The 22,429-nt window shown below is 72.6% G+C and carries 22 protein-coding genes and 1 pseudogene; 18 read left to right on the top strand and 5 right to left on the bottom strand.

What is annotated here, in order from left to right:
* Nucleotides 1-13: 13 nt before the first annotated feature.
* From ACOJVX_RS23835 to ACOJVX_RS23780, 12 genes are all read left to right on the top strand, one after another.
* Entirely contained in the window at nt 14-1,543 is a 1,530-nt protein-coding gene (locus tag ACOJVX_RS23835; protein ID WP_026419592.1) for a uroporphyrinogen-III synthase, read from the top strand.
* Nucleotides 1,544-1,628: 85 nt separating this feature from the next.
* Nucleotides 1,629-2,609: a porphobilinogen synthase gene (hemB, locus tag ACOJVX_RS23830; RefSeq protein WP_030226591.1), complete on the top strand. Its 981-nt coding sequence runs from the start codon at nt 1,629-1,631 to the stop codon at nt 2,607-2,609.
* 334 nt (nt 2,610-2,943) lie between these two features.
* Entirely contained in the window at nt 2,944-3,483 is a 540-nt protein-coding gene (locus ACOJVX_RS23825) for a hypothetical protein (RefSeq protein WP_155886203.1), read from the top strand.
* 147 nt (nt 3,484-3,630) lie between these two features.
* Nucleotides 3,631-4,335, top strand: a complete 705-nt coding sequence (locus ACOJVX_RS23820; protein WP_155886202.1) for a hypothetical protein — start codon at nt 3,631-3,633, stop codon at nt 4,333-4,335.
* Nucleotides 4,336-4,419: 84 nt separating this feature from the next.
* Complete coding sequence (locus ACOJVX_RS23815) at nt 4,420-4,818, top strand: hypothetical protein (RefSeq protein WP_051712999.1); 399 nt, start codon at nt 4,420-4,422, stop codon at nt 4,816-4,818.
* 105 nt (nt 4,819-4,923) lie between these two features.
* A complete protein-coding gene (gene hemL / locus ACOJVX_RS23810; protein ID WP_030226589.1) occupies nt 4,924-6,246 on the top strand; it encodes a glutamate-1-semialdehyde 2,1-aminomutase in 1,323 nt (440 codons plus the stop codon).
* Nucleotides 6,243-6,875, top strand: a complete 633-nt coding sequence (locus ACOJVX_RS23805; RefSeq protein WP_026419587.1) for a histidine phosphatase family protein — start codon at nt 6,243-6,245, stop codon at nt 6,873-6,875. The genes hemL and ACOJVX_RS23805 overlap by 4 nt, the downstream gene beginning before the upstream one ends.
* A gap of 125 nt (nt 6,876-7,000) precedes the next feature.
* The gene (locus ACOJVX_RS23800) at nt 7,001-7,717 is read left to right on the top strand and encodes a TlpA family protein disulfide reductase (RefSeq protein WP_418153280.1); all 717 of its coding nucleotides are present in this window, start codon (nt 7,001-7,003) and stop codon (nt 7,715-7,717) included.
* Between the two features lie 76 nt (nt 7,718-7,793).
* Entirely contained in the window at nt 7,794-8,675 is an 882-nt protein-coding gene (locus ACOJVX_RS23795; protein WP_422647101.1) for a cytochrome c biogenesis CcdA family protein, read from the top strand.
* On the top strand, nt 8,675-10,333 hold the full coding sequence (resB, locus tag ACOJVX_RS23790; protein WP_026419585.1) for a cytochrome c biogenesis protein ResB: 1,659 nt from the start codon (nt 8,675-8,677) through the stop codon (nt 10,331-10,333). Before ACOJVX_RS23795 ends, resB begins: the two co-directional genes overlap by 1 nt.
* On the top strand, nt 10,333-11,322 hold the full coding sequence (ccsB, locus tag ACOJVX_RS23785) for a c-type cytochrome biogenesis protein CcsB (RefSeq protein WP_422647100.1): 990 nt from the start codon (nt 10,333-10,335) through the stop codon (nt 11,320-11,322). Before resB ends, ccsB begins: the two co-directional genes overlap by 1 nt.
* Nucleotides 11,323-11,447: 125 nt before the next feature.
* Nucleotides 11,448-12,836 (top strand): AAA family ATPase, encoded by a 1,389-nt coding sequence (locus ACOJVX_RS23780; RefSeq protein WP_422647099.1) that lies wholly within the window; start codon nt 11,448-11,450, stop codon nt 12,834-12,836.
* Nucleotides 12,837-13,020: 184 nt separating this feature from the next.
* Here the strand turns inward: ACOJVX_RS23780 and ACOJVX_RS23775 are convergent, their stop codons facing one another.
* Together ACOJVX_RS23775 and ACOJVX_RS23770 are read right to left on the bottom strand one after the other, a co-directional pair.
* Nucleotides 13,021-13,260, bottom strand: a complete 240-nt coding sequence (locus ACOJVX_RS23775; RefSeq protein WP_372492990.1) for a hypothetical protein — start codon at nt 13,258-13,260, stop codon at nt 13,021-13,023.
* Between the two features lie 134 nt (nt 13,261-13,394).
* On the bottom strand, nt 13,395-13,628 hold the full coding sequence (locus ACOJVX_RS23770; protein WP_016698350.1) for a BldC family transcriptional regulator: 234 nt from the start codon (nt 13,626-13,628) through the stop codon (nt 13,395-13,397).
* A 230-nt stretch (nt 13,629-13,858) separates the two neighbouring features.
* On the opposite strand from ACOJVX_RS23770, the gene ACOJVX_RS23765 reads away from it, so the two are divergent.
* A complete protein-coding gene (locus ACOJVX_RS23765) occupies nt 13,859-14,326 on the top strand; it encodes an Lrp/AsnC family transcriptional regulator (RefSeq protein WP_026419583.1) in 468 nt (155 codons plus the stop codon).
* Nucleotides 14,327-14,445: 119 nt separating this feature from the next.
* Nucleotides 14,446-14,802: a DUF4229 domain-containing protein gene (locus tag ACOJVX_RS23760; RefSeq protein WP_245588864.1), complete on the top strand. Its 357-nt coding sequence runs from the start codon at nt 14,446-14,448 to the stop codon at nt 14,800-14,802.
* Between the two features lie 45 nt (nt 14,803-14,847).
* Here ACOJVX_RS23760 and ACOJVX_RS23755 read toward each other — a convergent pair whose 3' ends face one another.
* Nucleotides 14,848-15,720: a 1,4-dihydroxy-2-naphthoate polyprenyltransferase gene (locus ACOJVX_RS23755; protein WP_026419581.1), complete on the bottom strand. Its 873-nt coding sequence runs from the start codon at nt 15,718-15,720 to the stop codon at nt 14,848-14,850.
* 101 nt (nt 15,721-15,821) lie between these two features.
* The gene (locus ACOJVX_RS23750) at nt 15,822-17,345 is read right to left on the bottom strand and encodes a peptide deformylase (protein ID WP_026419580.1); all 1,524 of its coding nucleotides are present in this window, start codon (nt 17,343-17,345) and stop codon (nt 15,822-15,824) included.
* A 236-nt stretch (nt 17,346-17,581) separates the two neighbouring features.
* Here ACOJVX_RS23750 and ACOJVX_RS23745 point away from each other — a divergent pair, with 236 nt between their 5' ends.
* From ACOJVX_RS23745 to ACOJVX_RS23730, 4 genes and pseudogenes are all read left to right on the top strand, one after another.
* Complete coding sequence (locus ACOJVX_RS23745; RefSeq protein ID WP_155886201.1) at nt 17,582-18,025, top strand: hypothetical protein; 444 nt, start codon at nt 17,582-17,584, stop codon at nt 18,023-18,025.
* A gap of 131 nt (nt 18,026-18,156) precedes the next feature.
* Complete coding sequence (locus ACOJVX_RS23740) at nt 18,157-19,350, top strand: helix-turn-helix domain-containing protein (protein ID WP_418153286.1); 1,194 nt, start codon at nt 18,157-18,159, stop codon at nt 19,348-19,350.
* Nucleotides 19,351-19,560: 210 nt separating this feature from the next.
* Complete coding sequence (locus tag ACOJVX_RS23735; protein ID WP_155886200.1) at nt 19,561-19,998, top strand: hypothetical protein; 438 nt, start codon at nt 19,561-19,563, stop codon at nt 19,996-19,998.
* Between the two features lie 116 nt (nt 19,999-20,114).
* Nucleotides 20,115-20,753: pseudogene (locus tag ACOJVX_RS23730) on the top strand (DedA family protein); the annotation flags it as partial.
* A 379-nt stretch (nt 20,754-21,132) separates the two neighbouring features.
* Here ACOJVX_RS23730 and menE read toward each other — a convergent pair.
* Nucleotides 21,133-22,368 (bottom strand): o-succinylbenzoate--CoA ligase, encoded by a 1,236-nt coding sequence (gene menE / locus ACOJVX_RS23725; protein ID WP_035292510.1) that lies wholly within the window; start codon nt 22,366-22,368, stop codon nt 21,133-21,135.
* Between the last annotated feature and the right edge of the window lie 61 nt (nt 22,369-22,429).

Raw genomic sequence — 22,429 nt, 5'->3', positions numbered from 1 at the left:
GGGGAGTGCCCTGATGACCCGAGCACGTAAGACCCCCGGACGTATCGCCTTCGTGGGTACCGGCCCCGGAGACGCGGGACTCCTCACCGTCCGGGCGAAGAAACTGTTGGCCGCGGCCTCGCTGGTGGTCACCGATCCCGACGTCGCCTCGGAGGCGAGTTCGCTCGTCGCCGACGGGGCGGAGGTCCGCCCCGCGGTGGGGAACCCGGGCGAGGTGGCGACCGACCTGGCGAACGAGGCCCGGGCCGGCCGCTCCGTCGTCCGGCTGGTCAGCGGCGACCCGCTGACCTCGGACGCGGTGGTCGCCGAGGCCCGGGCGGTCGCCGGCACCGACGTGCCCTTCGACGTCGTGCCCGGCGTCGCCGCGGGCAGCGCGGTGCCCGCCTACGCCGGGGTCGCCCTCGGCGCGGTGCACACCGAGGCCGACGTCCGAGGCGACGTGGACTGGGCGGCGCTGGCCGCCGCCCCCGGCACCCTGGTGCTGCACGCCGCCGGCAGCCACCTCGCCGAGGCGGCGTCCTCCCTGGTGGAGCACGGGCTGTCCGCCCAGACGCCCGTCGCGGTGACGGCGGAGGGCACGGCGTTCACCCAGCGCACCCTGGACACCACCCTGGCCTCCCTGGCGGCGGACGCGGGCGAACTGCCCGGCCCGCTGGTCGTCACCATCGGTGACGCGGTCGCCAACCGCCAGGAACTGTCCTGGTGGGAGTCGAGGGCGCTGTACGGCTGGAAGGTGCTGGTCCCCAGGACCAAGGACCAGGCCGGGGCGATGAGCGACCGGCTGCGGGCGCACGGCGCCATCCCGGTGGAGGTGCCGACGATCTCGGTCGAGCCCCCGCGCAGCCCCGCGCAGATGGAGCGCGCGGTCAAGGGCCTGGTCGACGGTCGCTACCAGTGGGTGGTGTTCACCTCGACCAACGCGGTCCGTGCCGTGTGGGAGAAGTTCCGCGAGTTCGGCCTCGACGCCAGGGCCTTCTCCGGCGTGAAGATCGCCTGCGTGGGCGAGGCCACCGCGGAGCGCGTGCGCGGCTTCGGCATCGTGCCGGAACTCCTGCCCTCCGGGGAGCAGTCCAGCGAGGGGCTGCTCGCCGACTTCCCGCCCTACGACGACATCCTCGACCCGGTGGACCGGGTCCTGCTGCCCCGGGCCGACATCGCCACCGAGACCCTGGCCGCCGGCCTGCGGGACCGCGGGTGGGAGATCGACGACGTCACCGCGTACCGGACCGTGCGGGCCGCTCCGCCGCCCGCCGACACCAGGGAGATGATCAAGACCGGCGGCTTCGACGCCGTCTGCTTCACCTCCTCGTCGACGGTCCGGAACCTGGTCGGCATCGCCGGCAAGCCGCACACCAGGACGATCGTGTCCTGCATCGGGCCGGCCACCGCCGAGACCGCGACCGAGTTCGGGCTCCGGGTCGACGTCCAGCCGGAGACGGCGCAGGTCGCGGCGCTCGTGGACGCGCTCGCCGAGCACGCCTCACGGCTCCGGGCGGAGGGCGCCCTGCCCCCGCCGAGGAAGGCGAAGCGGGCCCGCCGCTGAGCACAGGGGGACTGGCCGGTGGTCGGGTGGGCGCGAGGCGCCACCCGACCACCCCGCCCCGACGCGCGACGAAGGGAGACGACGGATGTTCCCCCTGGAACGCCCGAGGCGGTTGCGGCGCACCCCGGCGATGCGCCGCCTCGTCGCGGAGACCAGCCTCGAACCGAGGCACCTGGTGCTGCCCCTGTTCGTCCGGGAGGGGGCGTCGGAACCGGTTCCCATCGCGTCGATGCCCGGTGTCGTGCAGCACGACCTCGACTCGCTGCGGCGGGCCGCGGTGGCCGCCGTCGACGCCGGTGTCGGCGGTCTCATGCTGTTCGGGGTCCCGGAACGCCGGGACGCGAGGGGCAGTGGCGGCGCGGCCCCCAAGGGCATCCTCAACGTGGCGCTCCGCGCGCTGTCCGAGGAGGTGGGTGACGGCACCGTGCTGATGGCGGACACCTGCCTCGACGAGTTCACCGACCACGGTCACTGCGGCCTGCTCACCGACGACGGCGTGGTGGACAACGACCTCACCCTGGAGGCGTACGCGGAGATGGCCGTCGCGCAGGCCGATGCCGGCGCGCACGTGGTGGGCCCCAGCGGCATGATGGACGGGCAGGTGGAGGTGATCCGCCAGGCCCTCGACGAGGCGGGGCATGACGAGACCGCCGTGCTCGCCTACTCGGCCAAGTACACCTCGGCCTTCTACGGCCCGTTCCGCGACGCCGTCGAGTCCCAGCTCACCGGTGACCGCCACACCTACCAGCAGGATCCGGCCAACGGCCGGGAGGCGCTGCGGGAGGTTCGGCTCGATCTGGCCGAGGGCGCCGACGCCGTCATGGTGAAACCGGCGATGTCCTACCTGGACGTGGTGCGCCAGGTCGCCGAGATCTCCGAGGTCCCCGTCGCGGCCTACCAGGTGTCCGGTGAGTACGCGATGGTGGAGGCCGCCGTGGCGAACGGGTGGCTCGACCGCCGGCGCACGGTCCTGGAGACGCTGACCTCGATCCGCCGGGCCGGGGCCGACATCGTCCTCACCTACTGGGCGGCCGAGGCCGCCGGGTGGCTGCGCTCGGCCCGCTGAGCCCTGGGACTCCGCACGACTGGTGGGACGCCGTGCTGACCTCGGTGGACGCTCCCGGGGGTGGCGGAACGGGTTCCGGGCCGAGCCGATCGGATCGCCGCGCGCCCGGTCGGCGTTCCCCGCTCCCGTCGTCGGGGCGGACCGCGCGGGAGCCGGCGTCCCCGGCTCGTCGGAGGCCTTGGCGGGACGAGCGGCGGTCGCTCGCGACCCCCTCGTCGTCATCCTCCGAGGGATCGACCGGAGCCATTACCGCACGCCACGGTGTCTGGTTCGTCCCGGAACGGCGGAATGGCCCTCGGTGGACGTTCCCGCCGAAGGCTCGTAGCGTTGACGCGTGTCCACTCCCCAGGATCCCCGTGAGCCCGACGAGCCCGACCGTCAGCCGGGAGGCGGGATGCCCCCGCCTCCGCCGTTGAGCCCGGACGAGGACGGTCGGAGCCAGCCGGCGATGCCCACCGAGGTCAGGGTGTCGTTCTGGATCTGGATCGGTAGCGCCGTCCTGAACATCGTCTTCAACCTCCTCGCGCTGACCGGTCTGGACGAGTTGCGGGAGGAGTTCCGCCGGGAGGGTCAGGCGAACGGTCTGAGCCCGGACGAGGTGGACAGCGTCTTCAACACGGCCATCGGCGTGACACTGGTCGTCGCGCTGGCCATCCAGGCCCTGTACGTCCTGTTCGCGTTCAAGATGCGCGACGGCCGGAACTGGGCCCGGGCCGCGCTCACGGTGCTCGCCGTGCTGAACCTGCTGCTCTTCGCCTCCGCGGGAGGCGGCAACGGCATGAACACCCTGTTCAACATGTTGCCCGTCGTCGCCACCGTGTTGCTGTTCCTCCCCAACTCCAACGCCTACTTCCAGGCGCACCGGAGACACTGACCCGAGGCCGAGGGCGCGACTTCAGGTGCGCCCTCGGCCAGGTCCCCCGCCGGTTCCCGCGCCGCCGAGGTGCCGTTCCTCGGGTCTTCGACAACGAATATCTCCAGTTCGGTGGACACCCGGGTGGCCGGCTTCTACCGTCGCCGGGTGACCAACCCTCAGGGCCCCTACCAGCAGGGCTCACCGCATCCCGCCAACACTCCGCCACCCGGCTGGGGGCCGCCGCCCGGCGCGTCCGGCGGCGGTACTCCGCCGCCCGGGTACGGGCAGCCCCAGTTCCCCGCCGCTCCCGGCTACGGCCAGGCACCAGGCCAGTTCGGTGGCGGCATGCCGCCGGCGGGGTTCGGCATGGCTCCGCCCCCGCTGTCCGACCCCGAGCAGCGCGCCGGGCAACGGCCAGCCTCCGTGAACACCGCGTTCTTCCTGTGGATGGGCAACGCGGTGCTCGGCATCCTCGCCACGGTCGCCATGATCGTGCTGCTGGACACCGTCGTCGCGCGTGAGGTGGCGGCCTCGGGCGTCAGCGCGGAGCTCGGCGAGAGCGTCACCAGCCTCGCGCGGTCCGCCGCGATGGTGGCGGCGACGATCAGCGCGATCCTGGCCGGCCTCATGATCCTCTTCGTCTTCAAGATGCGGGCCGGGCGCAACTGGGCCAGGATCCTGCTGACCGTGCTGGGAGCCCTCTCGATCCTGGGCACCCTGAGCGACCTCGGCAGCCTCGCCGCGAACTTCGAGGTCGGTGGCCCCGGGATCCTGCTGGGCCTCCTCGCGATCGCGCAGCCCCTGCTGGTCATCGGAGGTCTCGTGATGATGTACCTCGCCGACTCCAACCGGTACTTCCGGCAGTCCTGACCGCCTCGGGGACCCCGAACAGGCGGCCCGGCTGCGGTCGGTGCCGGTGAACCCGACGGCTCTCGCGTGGAAGACTCACGTTCCGTGAAGGCAACCGAGACTGGCGAGCTCCCCGACCGGCGGGACGGGGCCTCGGCCGACGGTGGCGTCCCCGTCACACCGGAGGAGGCCGTGCCACGGCTCCACAGCCCGCTCCGCGCCGTCATCGGCGGCCTTGAGCTGCTGCTGGCACTGGGCGCCGGGGCGCTGACCGCGTGGATGTGGCAGCGCGGGGTGGTCGTCCTCGACTACGTCGCGACCGACGGCCAGGTCGAACACGTCTCCCACCGGCACCTGGGGAACTGGTTGGCCGGGGCCGTCGGTTGCGGCACCCTCGGTGCCCTGCTGCTGCTCGACGCCGCCCGCCAGTTGGTGCTGGCCAGCCGGGCCGGGAAGGGGCCGGCCCCGGATGTCGAGGCCGGCCCAGAGCCGCCGCCGCGGTGAGGTGCGCGACTCCACCCCCACCTCGGACCCCGGCCGCCGAGAGGTCCTTGCGAGACTGGTCCCGTGAGCGAGCAGCGGGAACCAACGGGTGCGGAAGGACACGGCATCGGATCGGCTGGCCGATCCGTCGAGCGGTCGAGGGAGTGGTTCGAACGGGCCAGCGCGCTCACCCCGGGCGGGGTGAACAGCCCGGTGCGGGCGTTCCACTCCGTCGGGGGCACCCCGAGGGTGATGGTGCGCGGCGCCGGCCCGCACCTGTGGGATGTCGACGGGAACCGGTACGTGGACCTCGTGTCCTCGTGGGGGCCGATGATCCTCGGGCACGCCCATCCCGCCGTCGTGGAGGCGGTTCGGTCGGCGGCCACGAACGGGCTGTCCTTCGGCACGCCCACCACCGGTGAGGTGGAGCTCGCCCAGGAGATCATCGACCGCGTGCCCCCGGTCGCCCAGCTGCGACTGGTCAACTCCGGCACCGAGGCCACCATGAGCGCCGTGCGGCTCGCCAGGGGCCACACCGGGCGGCGCAAGGTCGTGAAGTTCGCCGGCTGCTACCACGGGCACGTCGACGCCCTGCTGGCCAGCGCCGGCTCCGGGGTCGCGACGCTGGGACTGCCCACCACTCCGGGCGTCACCGGCGCCCAGGCCGAGGACACCCTCGTCCTGCCCTACAACGACCTCGCCGCCGTGCGGGAGGCCTTCGACCGCCACGGCGCCGACATCGCCTGCGTGATCACCGAGGCCGCGGCCGGCAACATGGGTGCCGTCGCGCCCGTGCCCGGCTTCAACGCCGGTCTCCGGGAACTGTGCGACCGGCACGGCGCCCTGCTCGTGATGGACGAGGTCATGACCGGGTTCCGGGTGTCCCGGTCCGGGTGGTACGGCCTCGACGGGGTCGCCGGCGACCTCTACACCTTCGGCAAGGTGATGTCCGGTGGGCTCCCGGCGGCCGCGTTCGGCGGCCGGGCCGAGGTGATGGCCCGGCTCGCTCCGGCCGGCCCCGTCTACCAGGCCGGCACGCTCTCCGGGAACCCCGTGGCCGTGGCGGCGGGTCTGGCGACGTTGCGCGCCGCCGACGACACCGTGTACGCCCGGCTCGACGAGAACGCCCGTCGGCTCGGTGGCCTGCTCGGTGACGCCCTGACCTCGGCCGGCGTGCCACACCACGTCGCCTACGCCGGTAACCTGCTCAGCGTCTTCTTCAGCGAGGACGAGGTCCACGACTACGCCGCGGCCCAACGGGCCGACACCTGGCGCTTCCCCGCGTTCTTCCACGCGCTGCTGGAGCGTGGCGTGTACGCGCCGCCCAGCGCCTTCGAGGCCTGGTTCGTGTCGGCCGCGCTGGACGACGACGCGTTCGAGGCGATCGCGGCGGCGCTGCCGCCGGCCGCCGAGGCCGCCGCGGCGGCGAGCCGAGAGGGGACGAGATGACGACCCGGACGACCGTGCACCTGCTCCGCCACGGCGAAGTGCACAACCCGAGCGGCGTGCTGTACGGCCGCCTGCCGAACTTCCACCTCTCCGCGACCGGGGAACAGCAGGCCAAGGAGGTCGCGGCGTTCCTGGCCGACCGGGACCTCGTGCACGTGGTGGCCTCGCCGCTGGAGCGGGCCCAGCAGACCGCGCAGCCGCTGGTGGCCACCCACGGCGTGGAACTGGCCACCGACGAGCGCCTCATCGAGGCCGGCAACCTCTTCGAGGGGCTCCGGGTGTCGGTGGGGGACGGCGCGCTGCGGTCCCCCAAACACTGGTCCAAGCTGCGGAACCCGTTCCGCCCCTCCTGGGGCGAGCCCTACCTGCGGATCGCGCACCGCATGCTCGGAGCCGTCCATCGGGCGCGGGCCGCCGCGGAGGGCCACGAGGCGGTGTGCGTCTCGCACCAGCTGCCGATCTGGACCATCAGGCTGTTCCTCGAAGGACGGCGGATGTGGCACGACCCCCGGCGGCGGCAGTGCTCACTCGCCTCCCTGACCAGCCTGGTCTTCGACGACGAGCAGCTGGTTCGGATCTCCTACTTCGAGCCCGTCGGCAGCACCGACGCACGGGTGACGGGAGCCTGAGCGGCGGCCGCCGGCCCGGTTCCGAGGTGCCGCCTCGGCGGTGGCAGGCTGGCGCCGGGGCACCGCCACCCCGGCGGACGGGCGATGTCCGGTGACGGCGACGGACCCCAGCGGGAAGGTGTGTGATGAGCGGTACCGAAGAGGCCGACCGCGGCGTCGGCGGGACACGGAGTCGACGGCGACGCCGTCCCCTCGCGGCCCTGGTGGTGGCCACCGGCCTGCTGGTCGGCGCCTGCGCCGGCACCGACCAGGTGGAGGGGGACTTCCAGTTCATCGCGCCCGGCGGCCAGACCCGCCTCCACTACGAGGCGGCGGAACGGCAGCCCGTACCGGACATCTCGGGTGAGGACCTGTTCGACGAGGACAGCCGCATCAGCGTCGCCGACTACGCCGGTGACGTCGTCGTCGTCAACATCTGGGGTTCCTGGTGCACGCCGTGCCGGGAGGAGGCCCCCGAGCTCCAGCGCATGTCCGAGGCGACCGCGGACGCGGACGTCCAGTTCCTGGGGATCAGCGTGCGGGACAACCCTCGCAGCGCGCCGATCGACTTCATGGAGAACCTCGGGCTGACCTACCCGAGCATCTACGACCCCTCCGGCCGGTCGCTGCTCGGGCTGCGCGGCTACCCGCGCAACGCCGTGCCCTCCACCCTGTTGATCGACAGGGAGCAGCGGGTGGCGGCCGTGTTCCTCGCTCAGGTCCACGAGGAGGAGCTGATGCCCGCCGTCGAGGACCTGCTCGCCGAGGGCGCTGGCGACGCGGCGGCCCCGGGGGCCGACGACCGGGGCGAGGAGACCGACGGCACCTCCGCCGGGGACGGCGGGGAGGTGGGTGGCCGGTGAGCGGAGGAGTGGGCCGCGCCACGCGTGGACGACCCCCGGCGCCGTATCCGTTTCGTACTACTTACTCTCGTTGAGCGTGGACCCCACCGAGTTCGTGATCAGCGGCCCGCTGCTGTTGGCGATGGGCCTCTCGGCGCTGGCCGGCGTCGTGAGCTTCGCGTCGCCGTGCGTGATCCCGCTGGTTCCCGGCTACCTCGCCTACCTCGCGGGGTTGGTCGGCGCGTCCGCACCCGACGAGGTCCCCGACCGGGCGGGGAAACCGGTTCCCGCCGGCGCGTCGCCCTCGGCGTCCCAGACCTCGACGTCCTCGATCGAGCCGGTCGAGGGGCCGGCGACGGCGCGGGACGCGCGCCAGCAAGCGGGTGCGGGTCGGTGGCGGGTCGCCGGCGCGGCGCTGCTCTTCGTCCTGGGTTTCACGGTCGTGTTCATGCTCGCGACGGTGAGCCTCCTCGGCCTCTCCGAGACGATCACGGCCAACGAGGTCGTGCTCCAGCGGGTGGGCGGCGTGATCACCATCGCGATGGGACTGGTCTTCCTCGGGTTGGTGCCCGCCCTGCAACGTGATCTCCGGTTCCACCGGGTCCGCCGGGACGGTCTCCTCGGCGCCCCACTCCTCGGTGGGGTGTTCGCGCTGGGCTGGACACCCTGCCTCGGCCCGACCCTGACCGGGGTGCTGTCCTTCGCCATCGCCACCCAGGGCGACGGCGGGGTCCTGACCAGGGGGGTCACCCTCGTCGCCGCGTACTGCCTCGGTCTGGGTCTGCCGTTCGTGCTCCTCGCGGTCGGCGCGGGCTGGGCGGTGCGCAGCGCCGGTTGGCTGCGGCGGAACACGAGGAGGATCCAGCTGGCGGGTGGCGTGATGATGATCGTGGTGGGGGTTCTGCTCGTGACCGGTACCTGGAACTGGCTCATCGGCGTGCTGCGTGGTCCGATCAGCGGCTTCGAGTTGCCGCTCTGATGGCCGAGGAGTCGAAGGCCCGGGAGGAGACCAGGCCGGGACGCGCGCCGCACCGGGTGGTGCTGGCGACCCTCCGGAACTACTGGCGTGGTCTGACGACCATGCGGACCGCGCTGGTGCTGCTGTTCCTGCTGGCGCTGGCGTCGGTGCCCGGCGCGCTGCTCCCCCAGCGGTCGGTGGCCCCGGAACTCGTCGTCGACTACTACAACGACAACCCGCGTCTGGCCCCCCTCCTCGACCGGCTGTCGATGTTCGACGTCTTCGGCAGCGTGTGGTTCGCCGCGATCTACGTCCTGCTGTTCACCTCCCTCGTCGGGTGCGTGGTGCCGAGGTGCGCGGAGTTCGTCCGGCAGCTGCGCGCCAGGCCGGTGTTGACGCCGAGGAACCTCGACCGGCTGCCGCACCACCACCGCGTGGAGACCGACGTGTCGCCCGAGGAGGCGGTCGCGCACGCCCGGACCGTGCTCAGGGGGTGGCGGGTCGCCGAACGCGAGGAGGACCAGGGCGTCCGAACCCTCAGCGCCGAACGCGGTTACCTCCGCGAGGCGGGGAACCTGGTCTTCCACACCGCGATGCTGGGCCTGTTGGTCGCCTTCGCCCTGGGCGAGCTGTTCGGGTACGAGGGCCAGACCATCGTCCGAGCCGACGGCCAGGAGTTCTGCAACTCGGGCATCTACAACTACGACTCCTTCAACGCCGGGATCAGCGTCGACGGCACCAACCTGAACCCGTTCTGCGTCCGCGTCGACGGGTTCCGCGCCGAGCACCTGCCCACCGGGCAGGCCCTCCAGTACCACGCCGACCTGTCCTACCAGGTGGGCGACGCCCTGGAGACCGGCGAGTGGAGTGAGCACGAGCTCCAGGTGAACCACCCGCTGCGCACCGGCACGGACCGCGTGTACCTGCTGGGGCACGGTTACGCGCCCCGCTTCACCGTCACCTTCCCCAACGGGGAGGAACGGGTGAAGAACACGCAGTGGCGGCCGGTGGAACTCCAGACCATGCTCTCCGAGGGGGCGACCAAGTTCGATCCGCCGGGGACACCGGACGAGGAGGAACGCCACCGCGGCCAGCTGGCCATCACCGGCCTGCTCGCGCCCACCCCCGCCTACGACGGAACCCTGCTGACCTCCCGGTTCCCCGCGCTCAACGAGCCGGCCGTCGCCGTGGACGTGCTGCGCGGGAACCTGGGCAACGACTCCGGCCGAGGGCAGTCGATCTTCGAGATCGACCAGGAGATGGTGGACGCCGGCCTCCTCGAACGGGTCGCCAGGGAGAACCTGTCGGTCGGTGAGGAACTGGAGCTGGACGACGGCACCGTGATCCGCTTCGACGGGGTCGACGACTGGGTCTCGCTCCAGGTCTCCCACGACCCGGCGCAGATCTGGGTCCTGGTCGCCAGCATCGCGGTACTGCTGGGGCTGAGCCTGTCGTTGGGGATCAAACGGCGCCGGGTCTGGGTGCGCGCCACCCCTGCCGATCCGGATGACCCCGGTGGTCGTACCGTGGTGCGCATCGGTGGTCTGGCACGGACTGACCAGGCCGGTTACGGCGAGGAGTTCACCCGGCTCGCCGCCGAGCTGGAGCCCGCCGGCCGTTCGGAACCGCCGGCTGACCCGGAGCCCGCCTCGGCCCGGGCGCACGGGAAGGACACCTGATGCCTGTCAACGAGACGCTGTCGGTCTACAGCGATCTCTGCTACGCCGCCGCGTTGGCCGTGTTCATGCTCGGACTGCTGCTGCACGCCGCGGAGTACGGATTCACCCGCAAGCCGAAGCAGCGCGCGGCGACACCGGCCGCCGGGGTCGCCGCGGGCGGGGTGGCCACGCTGGACCGGCCGGAGGAGGACTCGCCGGGCGGGGCGTTCGGTCCCGGGGTCCGCGACCGACGTCCGCTGGCGGCTCGGCTTGGCCGGATGGGCGTGGCCCTGACCGTGCTGGCCGCCGTCCTCCAACTGGCGTCCCTGGTGCTGCGGGGTCTGGCGACCAGCCGCATTCCGTGGGGCAACATGTACGAGTACATCGCGGCCCTGTGCCTGGCCGCGGTCGTCGCCTGGCTGGTGGTGCTGCGGCGTCACCCGGTCCGGGAGATCGCGGTCTTCGTGCTGCTCCCGGTGGTCATCCTCTACTTCGTCGCTGGAACCTTCCTGTACGCCGAGGCCGCGCCGCTCGTGCCCTCGCTGCGTTCCTACTGGATCATCATCCACGTCTCCGCGGCCATCGTCGGCAGTGGAATCCTGCTGGTCTCCGGCATGGGTGCCGTGGCGTACCTGATCAAGTCCGCGCACGAGCGGCGGCCGGAGCGGTTCCGCAACCTCGGCGCGAAACTGCCGGACCTCGTGGCGCTGGACCGGCTCGCGTACCGCACCGCCGTCTTCGCGTTCCCGATCCTGACCTTCGGCATCATCTGCGGGGCCATCTGGGCCGAGGCGGCCTGGGGCCGGTTCTGGGGGTGGGACCCCAAGGAGACGGTGGCCTTCATCTCCTGGGTGGTCTACGCGGGTTACCTGCACGCGCGGGCCACCACCGGCTGGCGCGGGGTGCCCGCCGCCTGGATCAACGTGATCGGTTTCGCCACCGTCGTCTTCAACCTCTTCTTCGTGAACCTGGTTGTGGCGGGCCTGCATTCCTATGCTGGAGTCGGTTGATCGGCGGTGGCGCTGGTCTGGCGGACGGAACGCGAACCCCCCACAAGCACGGGAAACGACTGGCGTTACCGTCGGAGGCGGGTCGGGGAAGGCTCGATCCGTTCGCTCGTGTGGAAGGACGAACGGTGACCGGACAGTACGAGCCGGAATCGCGCTCGGAGCCGAACTGGCAGGCGGCCGGTGGACACCCCGGCGGGGACGGTTCCGCCAGCGGGCCCTACTACGTGGAACAGACCCCGTCAGGTCCGCAGCCGGCCGGTTACCCCGATCCGTCGCGTTCGGGTCCGTACCAGGTTGACCCGTCGCGTTCGGGTCCGTACCAGGTCGACCCGTCGCGTTCGGGTCCGTACCAGGTTGACCCGTCGCGTTCGGGTCCGTACCAGGTTGACCCGTCGCGTTCGGGTCCGTACCAGGTCGATCCGTCGCGTTCGGGTCCGTACCAGGTCGATCCGTCGCGTTCGGGCCCCTACCAGGTTGACCCCGCGGTGTCCGGACCGCACCAGGCGCAGGACGGGGGAGCGGCGGGGCAGCCGCCCTACGGTTACTCCAACCCCCAGCACGGTCAGCAGCCGGCCGGGGGCCAGCAGCGGGACCTCGCCTCCTCACGGCTGCTGCGGCAGGCCAAGCGCCCGCCCCAGTCCGGGTGGCGGCGAGCCGTCTACCGGCTCAGCGGGCAGACCATCAACCTCGGCGAGAGCACGGACGACCGACGGCGGCGGGAACTGATCGCCCGGATCAACCAGCCACTCCAGGGTTGCTACAAGATCGCCATGCTCAGCCTGAAGGGTGGCGTCGGGAAGACGACCACGACCGCGACGCTCGGGTCCACCTTCTCCTCTCTCCGGGGGGACCGCGTGATCGCGGTGGACGCCAACCCCGACCGGGGCACCCTGAGCCAGAAGATCCCGCTGGAGACGACGGCCACCGTGCGCCACCTCCTCCGGGACGCCGAACGGATCCGGAAGTACAGCGACGTCCGCGCGTACACCTCGCAGGGGCCGAGCCGGTTGGAGGTGCTGGCGAGCGAACAGGACCCGGCCGTGTCGGAGGCGTTCAGCGAGGACGACTACCGACGCACCGTGGACCTGCTGGAGCTCTTCTACAACGTGGTCCTGACCGACTGCGGGACGGGGCTGATGCACTCGGCGATGCGGGGCGTGCTCGACGTCGCCGACTCCCTGGTCATCGTGTCGTCCGGTTCCATCGACGGGGCCAGGAGCGCGTCAGCGACCCTCGACTGGCTGGACGCGCACGGCTACCGCAACCTGGTCTCCCGCTCCATCGCCGTCATCAACTCGGTCCGGCCGAGCTCGGGCAAGGTGGACCTGGACAAGTTGACGCAACACTTCGAATCCCGCTGCCGGGCCGTCTGCCGGATCCCGTTCGACGGTCACCTGGAGGAGGGGGCGGAGATCGAACTGGACCGGCTCGGGCCGGACACCCGGCTGGGGCTGCTCGAACTCGCGGCGACCGTGGCGGACGGTTTCCCGCAGGCGGTCAGCCGGACGAGCTGAGGCCTCCGGGGCCGGGTGGCTCCGCCACGCCGGCTCGGGGTCGCCCAGCTCGGTGACGGGTGGGGTCGCTGGCCGGCGGAACGGCCCGTGTGGTCGCTCCACCCGGCGTCCGGACGCCGCCGCCGGGCGCCCGCGCCGACGGGACGTCGGCGGCGGACCCCTCCGGCGTGGCCGGGCCGGTGTGTCAGGAACCCGAGGGGTTCTCGTTGTCGGGGTCGGAACGCTCCGACCGGCGTTGTTGCCGCCGGCGTTCCTCCCACTGCCGCTCGGCCAGTCGGCGCAGGAACTCCGGGTCGTCGTCAGGGGCCTTGGCCGTCTCCGGCCGTGGGGCGGCCCCTACCCGCTCCGGAGCGAACGCGCGCCACAGCAGCACCGCGACACTGATCACGCCGATAGCCGCGAGCAGGTACAGCACAGTCGCCACCTCCTTGTCCCTATGCGAGGTTAACCCGTTTCGAACTGTTCATGTTGAGCAGGGCTGGGGTGGCGGGTGCCCTGGGGCCGGGACCGGAGCCGGCCGAACGGCTGGCGGCGGCCCCTGGCCTGGGGCGGACGTGGTCAGCTCGCCGTCACCGGCGTGCTCGCCTCCCGGGTGAGCGTGGCGAGCAGGCTCTTCACCTCCGACTCCCGGAAGCGGCGGTGGCCTCCCGGCGTGCGGATGGAGCCGATCCGGCCCGCGGTGGCCCACCGGGTCACCGTCTTGGGGTCGACCCGGAACATGGTCGCCACCTCGCCGGGGGTGAGCAGTCGTTCCGGTGAGCGTTCCTCGGCCTGCTGGATGGACCCGGACACAAGCAGCCTCCTCGACTGTCGGGAAAACCGACGTACCGGTCGCATCGTGACACCTCACCCACCAGGTACTCGAACGCTTGTGAGTAGGTAAAGGGACAGTAAGGCACGAATCGCTCGCTTCGGACTCACGCCGACCTCCCGGGCCTGGTCACGCGGGGAAAACCGCTGGCGAGCGCCCCGCGCCGACGGTTCGTTGGGGGCCGAGCGCCTGTCCGGGACAATCGACGGTCATGGACGCTGTCGACCGGAGGATCATCGCCGCGCTGCGGATCAGCGGGCGTGCCACCTACGCGGATCTGGGACGTCAGGTGGGACTGTCCGCCTCCGCCGTGCACGAGCGGGTGGGCAAGCTGGAGGCGGCCGGGGTGATCACCGGGTACCACGCCGTCGTCGACCCGAGCACCGTCGGGCTCGGCGTGACCGCTCTCGTCGGGATCCACCCCACCAACGAGGGGGACGACGACCGGATCGCCGAGGCGCTGGCCGAGCTGCCCGAGGTGGAGTCGTGCTACGCCGTCGCGGGCGAGGAGGCCTTCGTCGTCAAGGTGCGGGTGGCGGCGATGGACGAGTTGGAGAAGAGCCTGGGGCGGCTTCGGCGCATCGAGGGGGTGGCCCGCACCCGGACGACGATCGTCCTCTCCACCCGCTTCGAGGGGCGGCCCAACACCCCCTCGGAGCTGGGTCCGGTGGAGGCCTGAGGCCGGGTTCGGCGTGCGGGGTCGTCCCGTCCGTGACGTGGCCGCGTAGGGTGCGTGGGTGGGTGGTGACGGCTCCGGCCGTCAGGCCCGTACCGCAGGACCCGGGTGAGGAGGATGCCGTGAGCACCGGTGGTCGACCCGTCGAGACTCCGTCGGTGTCCGAGGAGACCCCGCGGGGGGCGGAAGCCGCCCCGAGCGCGACCGACGAGCCGGTGGCCTGGATGGGACCCGTGCTGCTCTACACGGCCGCCCGAGTCGGCATCGTCCTGCTCTTCGCGCTGCTGCTCGGGCTGCTGGGGGTCCCCCTGCTCGTGGCGTTGCTCATCGCCCTGGTCTTCGGGATGGCGGTGTCAATGATCGCCTTCCGGGGACTGCGGTCCCGGATGGCGGACGCGTTGGCCGCGCGGTCCGGCCAGCGCAGGGCCAAGCGGGAACGCCTCCGGGCCGAGCTGCGCGGCGAACGCGCCGGTAGCTGACCGCGCCGTGCGCCGGAGCGCGGGATCCGCCGAGGCCCGCTGGCGTCAGCCCAGCGCGAGCGCCACTCCGGTGGCCACCGACCACACCAGCAACGCCAGCCCGGTGTCCCGGAGCACCCCGACCAGGGCTCGTCCGGTGCCGCCGCGCAGCACGATCCTGATCGGCAGGATCACCAGCAGGATCGCGACGAACCCGGCCAGCGCCGCCGAGTTGCGCAGACCGATCAGCGTAGTGATGAAGAACGGGATCGTCACCAGCGCCGCGTAGAGGAACCGGGTGTCCCGCGCGCCGAGCAGCACCGCCAGGGTTCGTTTCCCGACGTTGGCGTCGGTCTCGATGTCCCGCAGGTTGTTCGCGACCAGTACCGCGCTGGAGAAGCAACCGACGGCGACCGCGCAGCCGATGTCGATGCCGCTGATGCGTTCGGCCTGGAGGTAGACGGTCCCGAGCGTGGCGATGAGCCCGAAGAAGACGAAGACCGCCAGTTCGCCGAAGCCGGCGTAGCCGTACGGTCGCTTGCTGCCCGTGTAGAACCACGCTCCGGCGATGCAGAACAGGCCGAAGGGGATGAGCCACCACTGCTGGGTGAGCAGCGTGACCACCGCGCCCCCCAGCCCGCCCAGCGCGAGGCAGCCGACGGCGGCGAAGAGGACCTGCCGGGGTTTCGCCGCGCCCGAGCCGACCAGCCGCAGCGGGCCGGTCCGCACCGTGTCGGTGCCCCGGATCCCGTCGGAGTAGTCGTTCGCGTAGTTGACGCCCAGGATCAGCAGCAGGGCGATCCCCAGCGCGGCCAGCGCTCGCCACAGCACGAAACCGTCGACACCGTAGGCGGCGCCGCTCCCGACGATGATCGGGGCGACCGCGTTGGGCAGCGTGCGCGGACGCGCGCCCTCGATCCACTGCGCGAGTGTGGCCATGTGCCCATCCTCTGCTATCGCCGTTCCCGGTGAACCGCCGGCCAGGTCGTTCCCCGGCCGTGGACGCCGCGCCCGGCGCGGTGCCCGGTCGCCGAGGGCGGTCAGCCCTGCGGGGACGAGTAGGACCAGGCCTGCCCGCTGCTCCGGTACTGCTCGACGGGGATGGGTTGGGCGCGCTCCCCGAGGTAGTCCCGGCAGAGGACACCGTCGAGGTGGTCGATCTCGTGGGCCACGAGACGGGCGACGCCGCGCTCGAACACCGTGATCCGGCGCTCGCCGTTGAGGTCCTGGTGCGCCACGTGGATCATGAGCGGTCGGGGGACGAGGGAGCGGACGTCGAAGAAGCTGAGGCAGCCCTCGTACTGCTCGTCGGTGTCGTCACTCGCCTCGATCACGCGCGGGTTCAGCAGGGTGATGGGTTCGGAGCTGCCCGGCGGGCGGATGATCGCGGCCGCGCGTTCGATGCCCAGTTGCGGGGCGGCGACCCCCATGCCCTTGCCGAAGGTGTGGGCCCGGACCACCCGGTCCCCGGCGAGCCGCAGCTCGCTGATGACCCGTTGCGCGTCGGCCGCCTCCGAGGGCAGGTCGAACTCCCGCGCGGGCCGGCGGAGGACCGGATCACCTTCCTGCACGACCCCGAGCGAGGCCATGATCTGGCTCGGCTTCGGCGGGACGGGCTGTCGGCGCTCGTCGTTGCGGAAGTGCCATTCGAGCCGGTAGCGGGCGTGGAGGGGCGGATCGTCGGTTGACCACGAGTGGATACGGCGTCCGTCGCGTTCGTGGGTGTCGATCGCGGTCTGGAACGGCATCGACTCGGCGGTCATCGAGGTGTGCAGCCCCCACACCGAGGGGTCGAGCGCGGCGGGGAAGTCCAGGCTGATCGACAACCGGTGGGTGGGCAGCCGGACCGCGCGCCGGAACCAGTGCCCCCACTTGTCGTCGGGCACGCGGTAGGTGTACTCGATCCAGGTGCTCTGCCCCGGGTACAGCGGGAACCGGCCGGACTCGTTGGCGAACTGGAGCCAGACCTCCTTGAAGGCGTCCCGGTCGTGCTGCACGCTCCAGCGCATGGGCTCGTGGCGGCCCTCCCCGTGCCAGGCGCGCAGGCCCAGTTCCTCCCAGTCGAGGGGGTTGTCCCGGTAGAGGTCGTTGGACCGGCGCGGGTCGTCCGGGAACCGGTCGACCGAGATCCTGATCAGGTACCGCGTGATGGGGGCGTCACCGGTGTTGACGATCTTCCGGCGCATCGTCGCCGTGTAGAAGCCCTGCTCGTAGCGGAGTTCGGCGTGGTCGTGCTCGACCAGCAGCCCGGTGGCGGGTTCGATGACGGGGACGGGCGGGGGGCTCGGGGTGCGGGTCGCCCCGCCGCGTAACGCCTGCTGTTCGCGCCAGGCCCTGCGCAGGGCCCCGCCCGCGTTGAGCGCGCTGTCGGCCGCCCTGGCGAACTCGCGGGAGGCCTGTTCCCCACCGCTCTCGACCTTGGACACGTAGGACCTGCTGTAGTCCATCGCCTTGGCCAGCGCGGCCCGTGACAGGCCCCGGACGTCTCGCCAGCGGCGGAACTCGGCGATGAAGGCAGCCTGTTCCGGCCTGGTGTCGGTTCCGGGTTGAGCCTGGTCTGGCATGGATTCCACCAACCGTGAGTGTGCGTGAGTTCACCGTGAGGAGGCTCCCAGGCTACGGGAACACCCCGAGGCGCCGGTCTTCTTGTCTGGCACCTTCTACCGGCCGGACTAGGGGGTTTGACATGGACGAACGGTCGTCTCCCGCAAGCGGCGCAGCGGGTTGCGCCGATCGGAGTGCCGAGGACTGCCGAGTGCCGGACGGGATGGTGCCGGCCCCTCGGTTGGGGGACAGCGTCGTGAGTGGTGGGCTGCCGGTTCCGGCGAACGAGCTGGTTCCGGAGGACGGCCCGGACCGCTACCGCTGGTTCCACCGCGTGTACGGCTGGGATCTGGAGCGGGATGGCCGCGTCACCAACCAGGTGGAGATCAGCCCCCGGCGGCTGTTGGTCGTCCTCCGGCTCGGCTCGACGATGGTCGGCAGCTTCGGGCTCGACCGCCGGGGGGCCGAGCAGACCGCGCGGTGCCTGCGCTCCGGTACCCGGCTGGTGGTCCCCGTTCTGCACCGGGAGGCCAGCGGCTGCCAGCTCGTGGTCGAGCCCGACCCGCTGGGAGTGGTGCTGTTCCTCCTCGGCCGGGGCGCCCCGGGCTGGCGCATCCGCTTCACCGACACGGTCGGGCAGCTCGCCGACCTGTTGGAGGAGGGCGCCAGCCTGGTGTACCTGCGTCCGCCACCCGTCTAGCGGGCGTCCGCACCGACCGCGGTCCGACCGGGTCGCGGTGTCCCTGACCACGCCGACCTCATCGCCGTGAGGCGACTCCCTTCGCGCCGTCGCGGCCGGGAGGCGGCCACTCGGATGAAGAGGTCGTTTCGATGGGCAACACCAGCATCGGTGTTCGCATTCGTGAACTGCGGGGAAGGGTCATCACCCAGCAGCAGCTCGCCGACCGGGCCGGAGTCTCGGTCGACCTCGTGCGCAAGCTCGAACAGGGCATCAGGCAGACCGCGTCCATCGGCAGTCTCCAGCGGATCGCGCGCGCGCTCGACGTCGACATCTCCGAACTGCTCGGGCGTCCGGCCGGCATCCCCTCCACCGATCCCGACGCCGGCATCGTCGCTGTCCGGCGCGTGCTCACCTCGGTGGACGACCTGCTCGACGACGGCGATCCCACACCCGGCGAGGCCAGCACGCTGGTGGACGCCAGGCGCATCGTCGAGTACGCGTGGGGCGCGTACTGGAGTGGCCGGTACGCGTTGTTGAGCGCGGTGCTGGCGCCGACCCTGCACCAGCTGCGGGCCACGGCACGGGCGGCGAACGAGGGCGAGCGGGCCGCCGCCGCCGAGCTGCTGGCCAGGGGGCTGTGGGTCACGGGCTGCTCCCTGGTGCACCTCGGCCAGCACGACGCGGCCTTCCTCGCCGTCCGGCAGGCGCTCGCCGCCGCCCAGGGCGGCTCCGACGAACTGCTGTCCGCGACGCTGCGCGGGTCGGTGGCCTGGCAGCTGCTCGGGCGCGGCCGGTACGAGGAGGCGCGGCGGCTCGCGGTGCGCACCGCGGAGGCCATCGAACCGCTCGGCGACGCGCCACCCACCCACCTGTCCGCCTTCGGCAGCCTCGTCCTCACCGCGGCCACCGCCGCCGCCCGGGACCAGCGGTCGGCGGAGGCGGCCCACCTGGTGGGGCAGGCCGACGCGGTCGCCCGCAGGATCGGCCACGACCGGCGGGACTACGAGACGTACTTCGGTCCCTCCCAGGTGGCCATGCAGCGGGTCGACGTCGCCGTGGTGACCGAGGACTACACGACGGCGCTCACGGTGGCCAGGAGGATGCCGAGGACCCCGTCGTTGCCATTGGCGTCCCGGGCGCGGCACCTGGCCGACCGCGCCCTCGCCCACGCCCGCCTCGGCCACCAGCAACAGGCCCTGGACATCCTGCTCAGCGCCGAGCGGATGGCCCCGGACTGGATGAGCCACCAGACGATGCCCCGCCGCATCGTCTCGGAGCTCCTCGCCAGGGAACGGCCCAGTCGGCTGCGGGGACTGGCGGAGCGGCTGGGGATCTTCGGCTAGTCCGGATCCGCCGAACGGGCAGTAGGACAGCGCGTCCCAGGTGGTGCCGGCGCGGACACGTACCGTCCTCGGCAGGGGGACGTCGCCGCACAGCTGACGCCTCCCCGGCAGTCCACAGCGTGGAGAGAACGGAACCTGACCGGCGCGCGCCCGGCCCCTGCTCCGCAGCGGACCCGGAGCCGCACCCCTGGCGTGACGGAGTGCACCGTGATGAGTCCTCAGCTGCCCGACCACCCCGCCGAGGCCCCTGTCTGGACCCGCCGAATCGTCGGCTGGGACGAACACGACCGGGGGCCGGTCCCCGTCACCCTGGAACTCGGCCCCAACCAGCTCCTGCTGTTGCTCAGACTGGGGGACGCCACCGGCGGAACGGTCGGGTTCGAGGTCGGGCAGGCCCGCAGGGCGACCTCGGCCATCCAGCGGCGCGCGCCCGTCGTGGTGACCGTCCTCCACCCCGAGGCCGTGGTGGCGAGCCTGCTGGTGGAGCCCGCCACGAACGGGGTCATCCTCACCCTCGTGGGCGAGGGCACGGCTCGACGCCGCGTCCGTTTCCACGGGAGGTCGGCCGACAGGCTGGCCTCGCTGCTGGCCGCCGGGGTCGGCCTGCTGGCCATGCCCGTATCGTCACCCTCCGTGTCCGACTGCTGAGCGGGTCCCCGGCCCCGGCTCCCCTGCGCGGAGCCGGGGCCGGGGCTACCGTCGACCTCATGGTGTCGTGACGGGCGCCTCCGTACCGTTTTCCTGGTGACTACCAGGAGTAGTGGATGAACCTCGCGCAGGACACGGCCGGCGCCGAACTCGACGGGCTCGCCGGTTGGGCCGTCAACCTCATGGAGACCCTGGGCGGCCCCGGGGCGGCGCTGATCGTCGGCCTCGACAACCTCTTCCCCCCGATCCCCAGCGAGCTGGTGCTGCCCCTGGCCGGGTTCACCGCCAGCCAGGGCACGATGAGCCTGCCTGGCGCGTTGTTCTGGACGACGCTCGGCTCCGTCGTGGGAGCGGTCATCACCTACCTCGTCGGGGCGGCCCTCGGGCCGGAGCGCACCAGAGCGCTGGTGACCCGGATCCCCCTGTTCAAGGTCTCGGACTTCGACAGGACCGAGGCCTGGTTCGTCCGCCACGGAGCGAAGGCCGTCTTCTTCGGCCGGATGATCCCGATCTTCCGCAGCCTCATCTCCGTGCCGGCCGGTATCCAACGCATGCCGATGGTGTCGTTCATCGCCCTCACCACGGCGGGCAGCCTGATCTGGAACACCATCTTCGTGCTCGCCGGCTACCAGCTGGGCGAGAACTGGCACCTGGTGGAGGACTACGCGGGGATCTTCCAGCGCGTCGTCATCGTGGCCGTGGCCGCCGCGGTCATCTTCTTCGTCGTCACCCGGGTACGGGCCGCGCGACGAGCGGGGGAGCCCGAGGGGGAGCGGCCGGGCGAGGAGCGCGACGCGCCCACCGGGCGGTTCGCCGAGGTCGAGGCCCCCACGGACCAACTACCGAGGATCGTCGGGCCCCCCGTCCGTCCCCGGCCCGCCCCGCCGTCACCGGACCCGGGGGCGGGTGACACCCGACCCAGGCGGTTCTCCCCGGCCCCGGGCCAGCGGGGGCACGGCGGGACGGGACCCGTCGCGGGTCGGGCGCCCGGACCGCTGCCCCGTCCGCCGCGCCGGACCCACCCGCCGAGGAACCAGCCAGGACCGCCGCCCCCGCCGGGCGCGGGGTGAGCGGCGGGGGCCGACCCGCGGTGGCGGGCCGGGGCTCGGCCGAGGGCGGTGGAGGTCCGGGGGGTCAGCGCCCGCCGAACAGCGCGACCACCGCCGCCCGGTCCACCTTGCCGGGGCCCCGCGACGGGAGTTCCGCGACCACCCGCACCACCTTGGGTGTCGCCGCGGCTCCCAACTGGTCCCGAACGGCGGCTCGGAGTTCGGCCGGGTCGGGTGGCGCGGCCGTCGGCTCCCCCACCACCACGGCGACGACGGCCTGACCCCACTCCGCGTCCGGGAGCCCGACGACGCACGCCTCCCGAACCGACTCGACGGCCGTCAGGGCGCGCTCGACCAGCACCGGGGCGATCTTGAGGCCGCCGCTGTTGATGAGGTCGTCGTGCCGCCCGATGATCTCCAGCGTTCCCTCCCCGTCGTGGCGACCGAGATCCCCCGTGCGGAACCACCCGTCCCGGAACGCGGCCGAGGTGGCGTCGGGGTCCAGGCGGTAACCGGCGGCCAGCACCGGGCCAGCCAGCTCGACGACACCAACCCCGTCCCCGGTCACCAGGTCGGCGGGGGACGTCCGGGGATCGTCGGCGAGGCGGAACCGCACGCCGGGTAGGGGCCGGCCGTCGTAGACGCAGCCGCCGGCCGTCTCACTCATCCCGTAGGTCGTGACCACCGGGACTCCCGCCGCCCTCGCCCGGGCCAACAAGGCGGGTGGGCAGGCCGCGCCGCCGAGCAGCACGGCGTCGAACCGGGCGAGGGCGCGGACCGCGTCCCCGCCCTCGGACAGCACGCGGCTGAGCTGGGTGGGCACCAGCGCGGTGTAGTGGCGGCCCTCCCTGGCGAGCGCCCGTCCGGCGGCCTCGGCGAACTCCACCGGGCGGAAGCCGCCCCGGCCGGCCATCACCACCGGCTCGGCGGAGGCGAGCAGGGAACGCACCAGCACCTGGACCCCGGCGATGTGCGTGGCGGGCAGGGCGAGCAACCAGGTCCCCCCACCACCCAGCCGCGCGTGCGTGGCCTCGGCCGAACTCCGCAACGCGGACGCGGTCAGGCGAACCCCCTTGGGGAGGCCGGTCGACCCCGAGGTGGGGACGACCAAGGCCGTGTCGTCCTCCACGGGCTCCGCCGGCAGCAACGCCGCCGCCAGCCGCGTCACCTCCGGGGCCGGCCCGCTCGGAAGCGGCAACACCGCGCTCCGGCCGGCCAGCGCCCGATCCAGCTCGGCGAGCAGCGCCGGCACCGCGTCGACGCGGTCAGCGCCCCGCACCACGACCAGCCGCCGGCGGTCGGTCCCCTCGTTCGTGTCCATCTGCCCGATCCTCGCCCATCCGGTGCCCGACGCGGCGACGGTAGCCCCGGGCGGCGGGGCC

Origin of the sequence: Actinoalloteichus caeruleus (assembly GCF_049311605.1) — a bacterium.
Classification (GTDB): Bacteria; Actinomycetota; Actinomycetes; order Mycobacteriales; family Pseudonocardiaceae; genus Actinoalloteichus_B; species Actinoalloteichus_B caeruleus.
The sequence above is the reverse complement of the archived record's forward strand: the minus strand, read 5'-3'. Positions and strand labels throughout refer to the sequence as shown.

Bases quoted from the DNA above. Each gene is read 5' to 3' on its own strand.
- ACOJVX_RS23805 (WP_026419587.1), top strand. From the start codon at position 6,243: ATGACGACCCGGACGACCGTGCACCTGCTCCGCCACGGCGAAGTGCAC.
- ACOJVX_RS23740 (WP_418153286.1), top strand. From the start codon at position 18,157: ATGGGCAACACCAGCATCGGTGTTCGCATTCGTGAACTGCGGGGAAGG.
- ccsB (WP_422647100.1), top strand. From the start codon at position 10,333: ATGCCTGTCAACGAGACGCTGTCGGTCTACAGCGATCTCTGCTACGCC.
- ACOJVX_RS23835 (WP_026419592.1), top strand. From the start codon at position 14: ATGACCCGAGCACGTAAGACCCCCGGACGTATCGCCTTCGTGGGTACC.
- ACOJVX_RS23735 (WP_155886200.1), top strand. From the start codon at position 19,561: ATGAGTCCTCAGCTGCCCGACCACCCCGCCGAGGCCCCTGTCTGGACC.
- ACOJVX_RS23800 (WP_418153280.1), top strand. From the start codon at position 7,001: ATGAGCGGTACCGAAGAGGCCGACCGCGGCGTCGGCGGGACACGGAGT.
- menE (WP_035292510.1), bottom strand. From the start codon at position 22,368: ATGGACACGAACGAGGGGACCGACCGCCGGCGGCTGGTCGTGGTGCGG.
- resB (WP_026419585.1), top strand. From the start codon at position 8,675: ATGGCCGAGGAGTCGAAGGCCCGGGAGGAGACCAGGCCGGGACGCGCG.
- ACOJVX_RS23750 (WP_026419580.1), bottom strand. From the start codon at position 17,345: ATGCCAGACCAGGCTCAACCCGGAACCGACACCAGGCCGGAACAGGCT.
- ACOJVX_RS23755 (WP_026419581.1), bottom strand. From the start codon at position 15,720: ATGGCCACACTCGCGCAGTGGATCGAGGGCGCGCGTCCGCGCACGCTG.
- ACOJVX_RS23765 (WP_026419583.1), top strand. From the start codon at position 13,859: ATGGACGCTGTCGACCGGAGGATCATCGCCGCGCTGCGGATCAGCGGG.
- hemB (WP_030226591.1), top strand. From the start codon at position 1,629: ATGTTCCCCCTGGAACGCCCGAGGCGGTTGCGGCGCACCCCGGCGATG.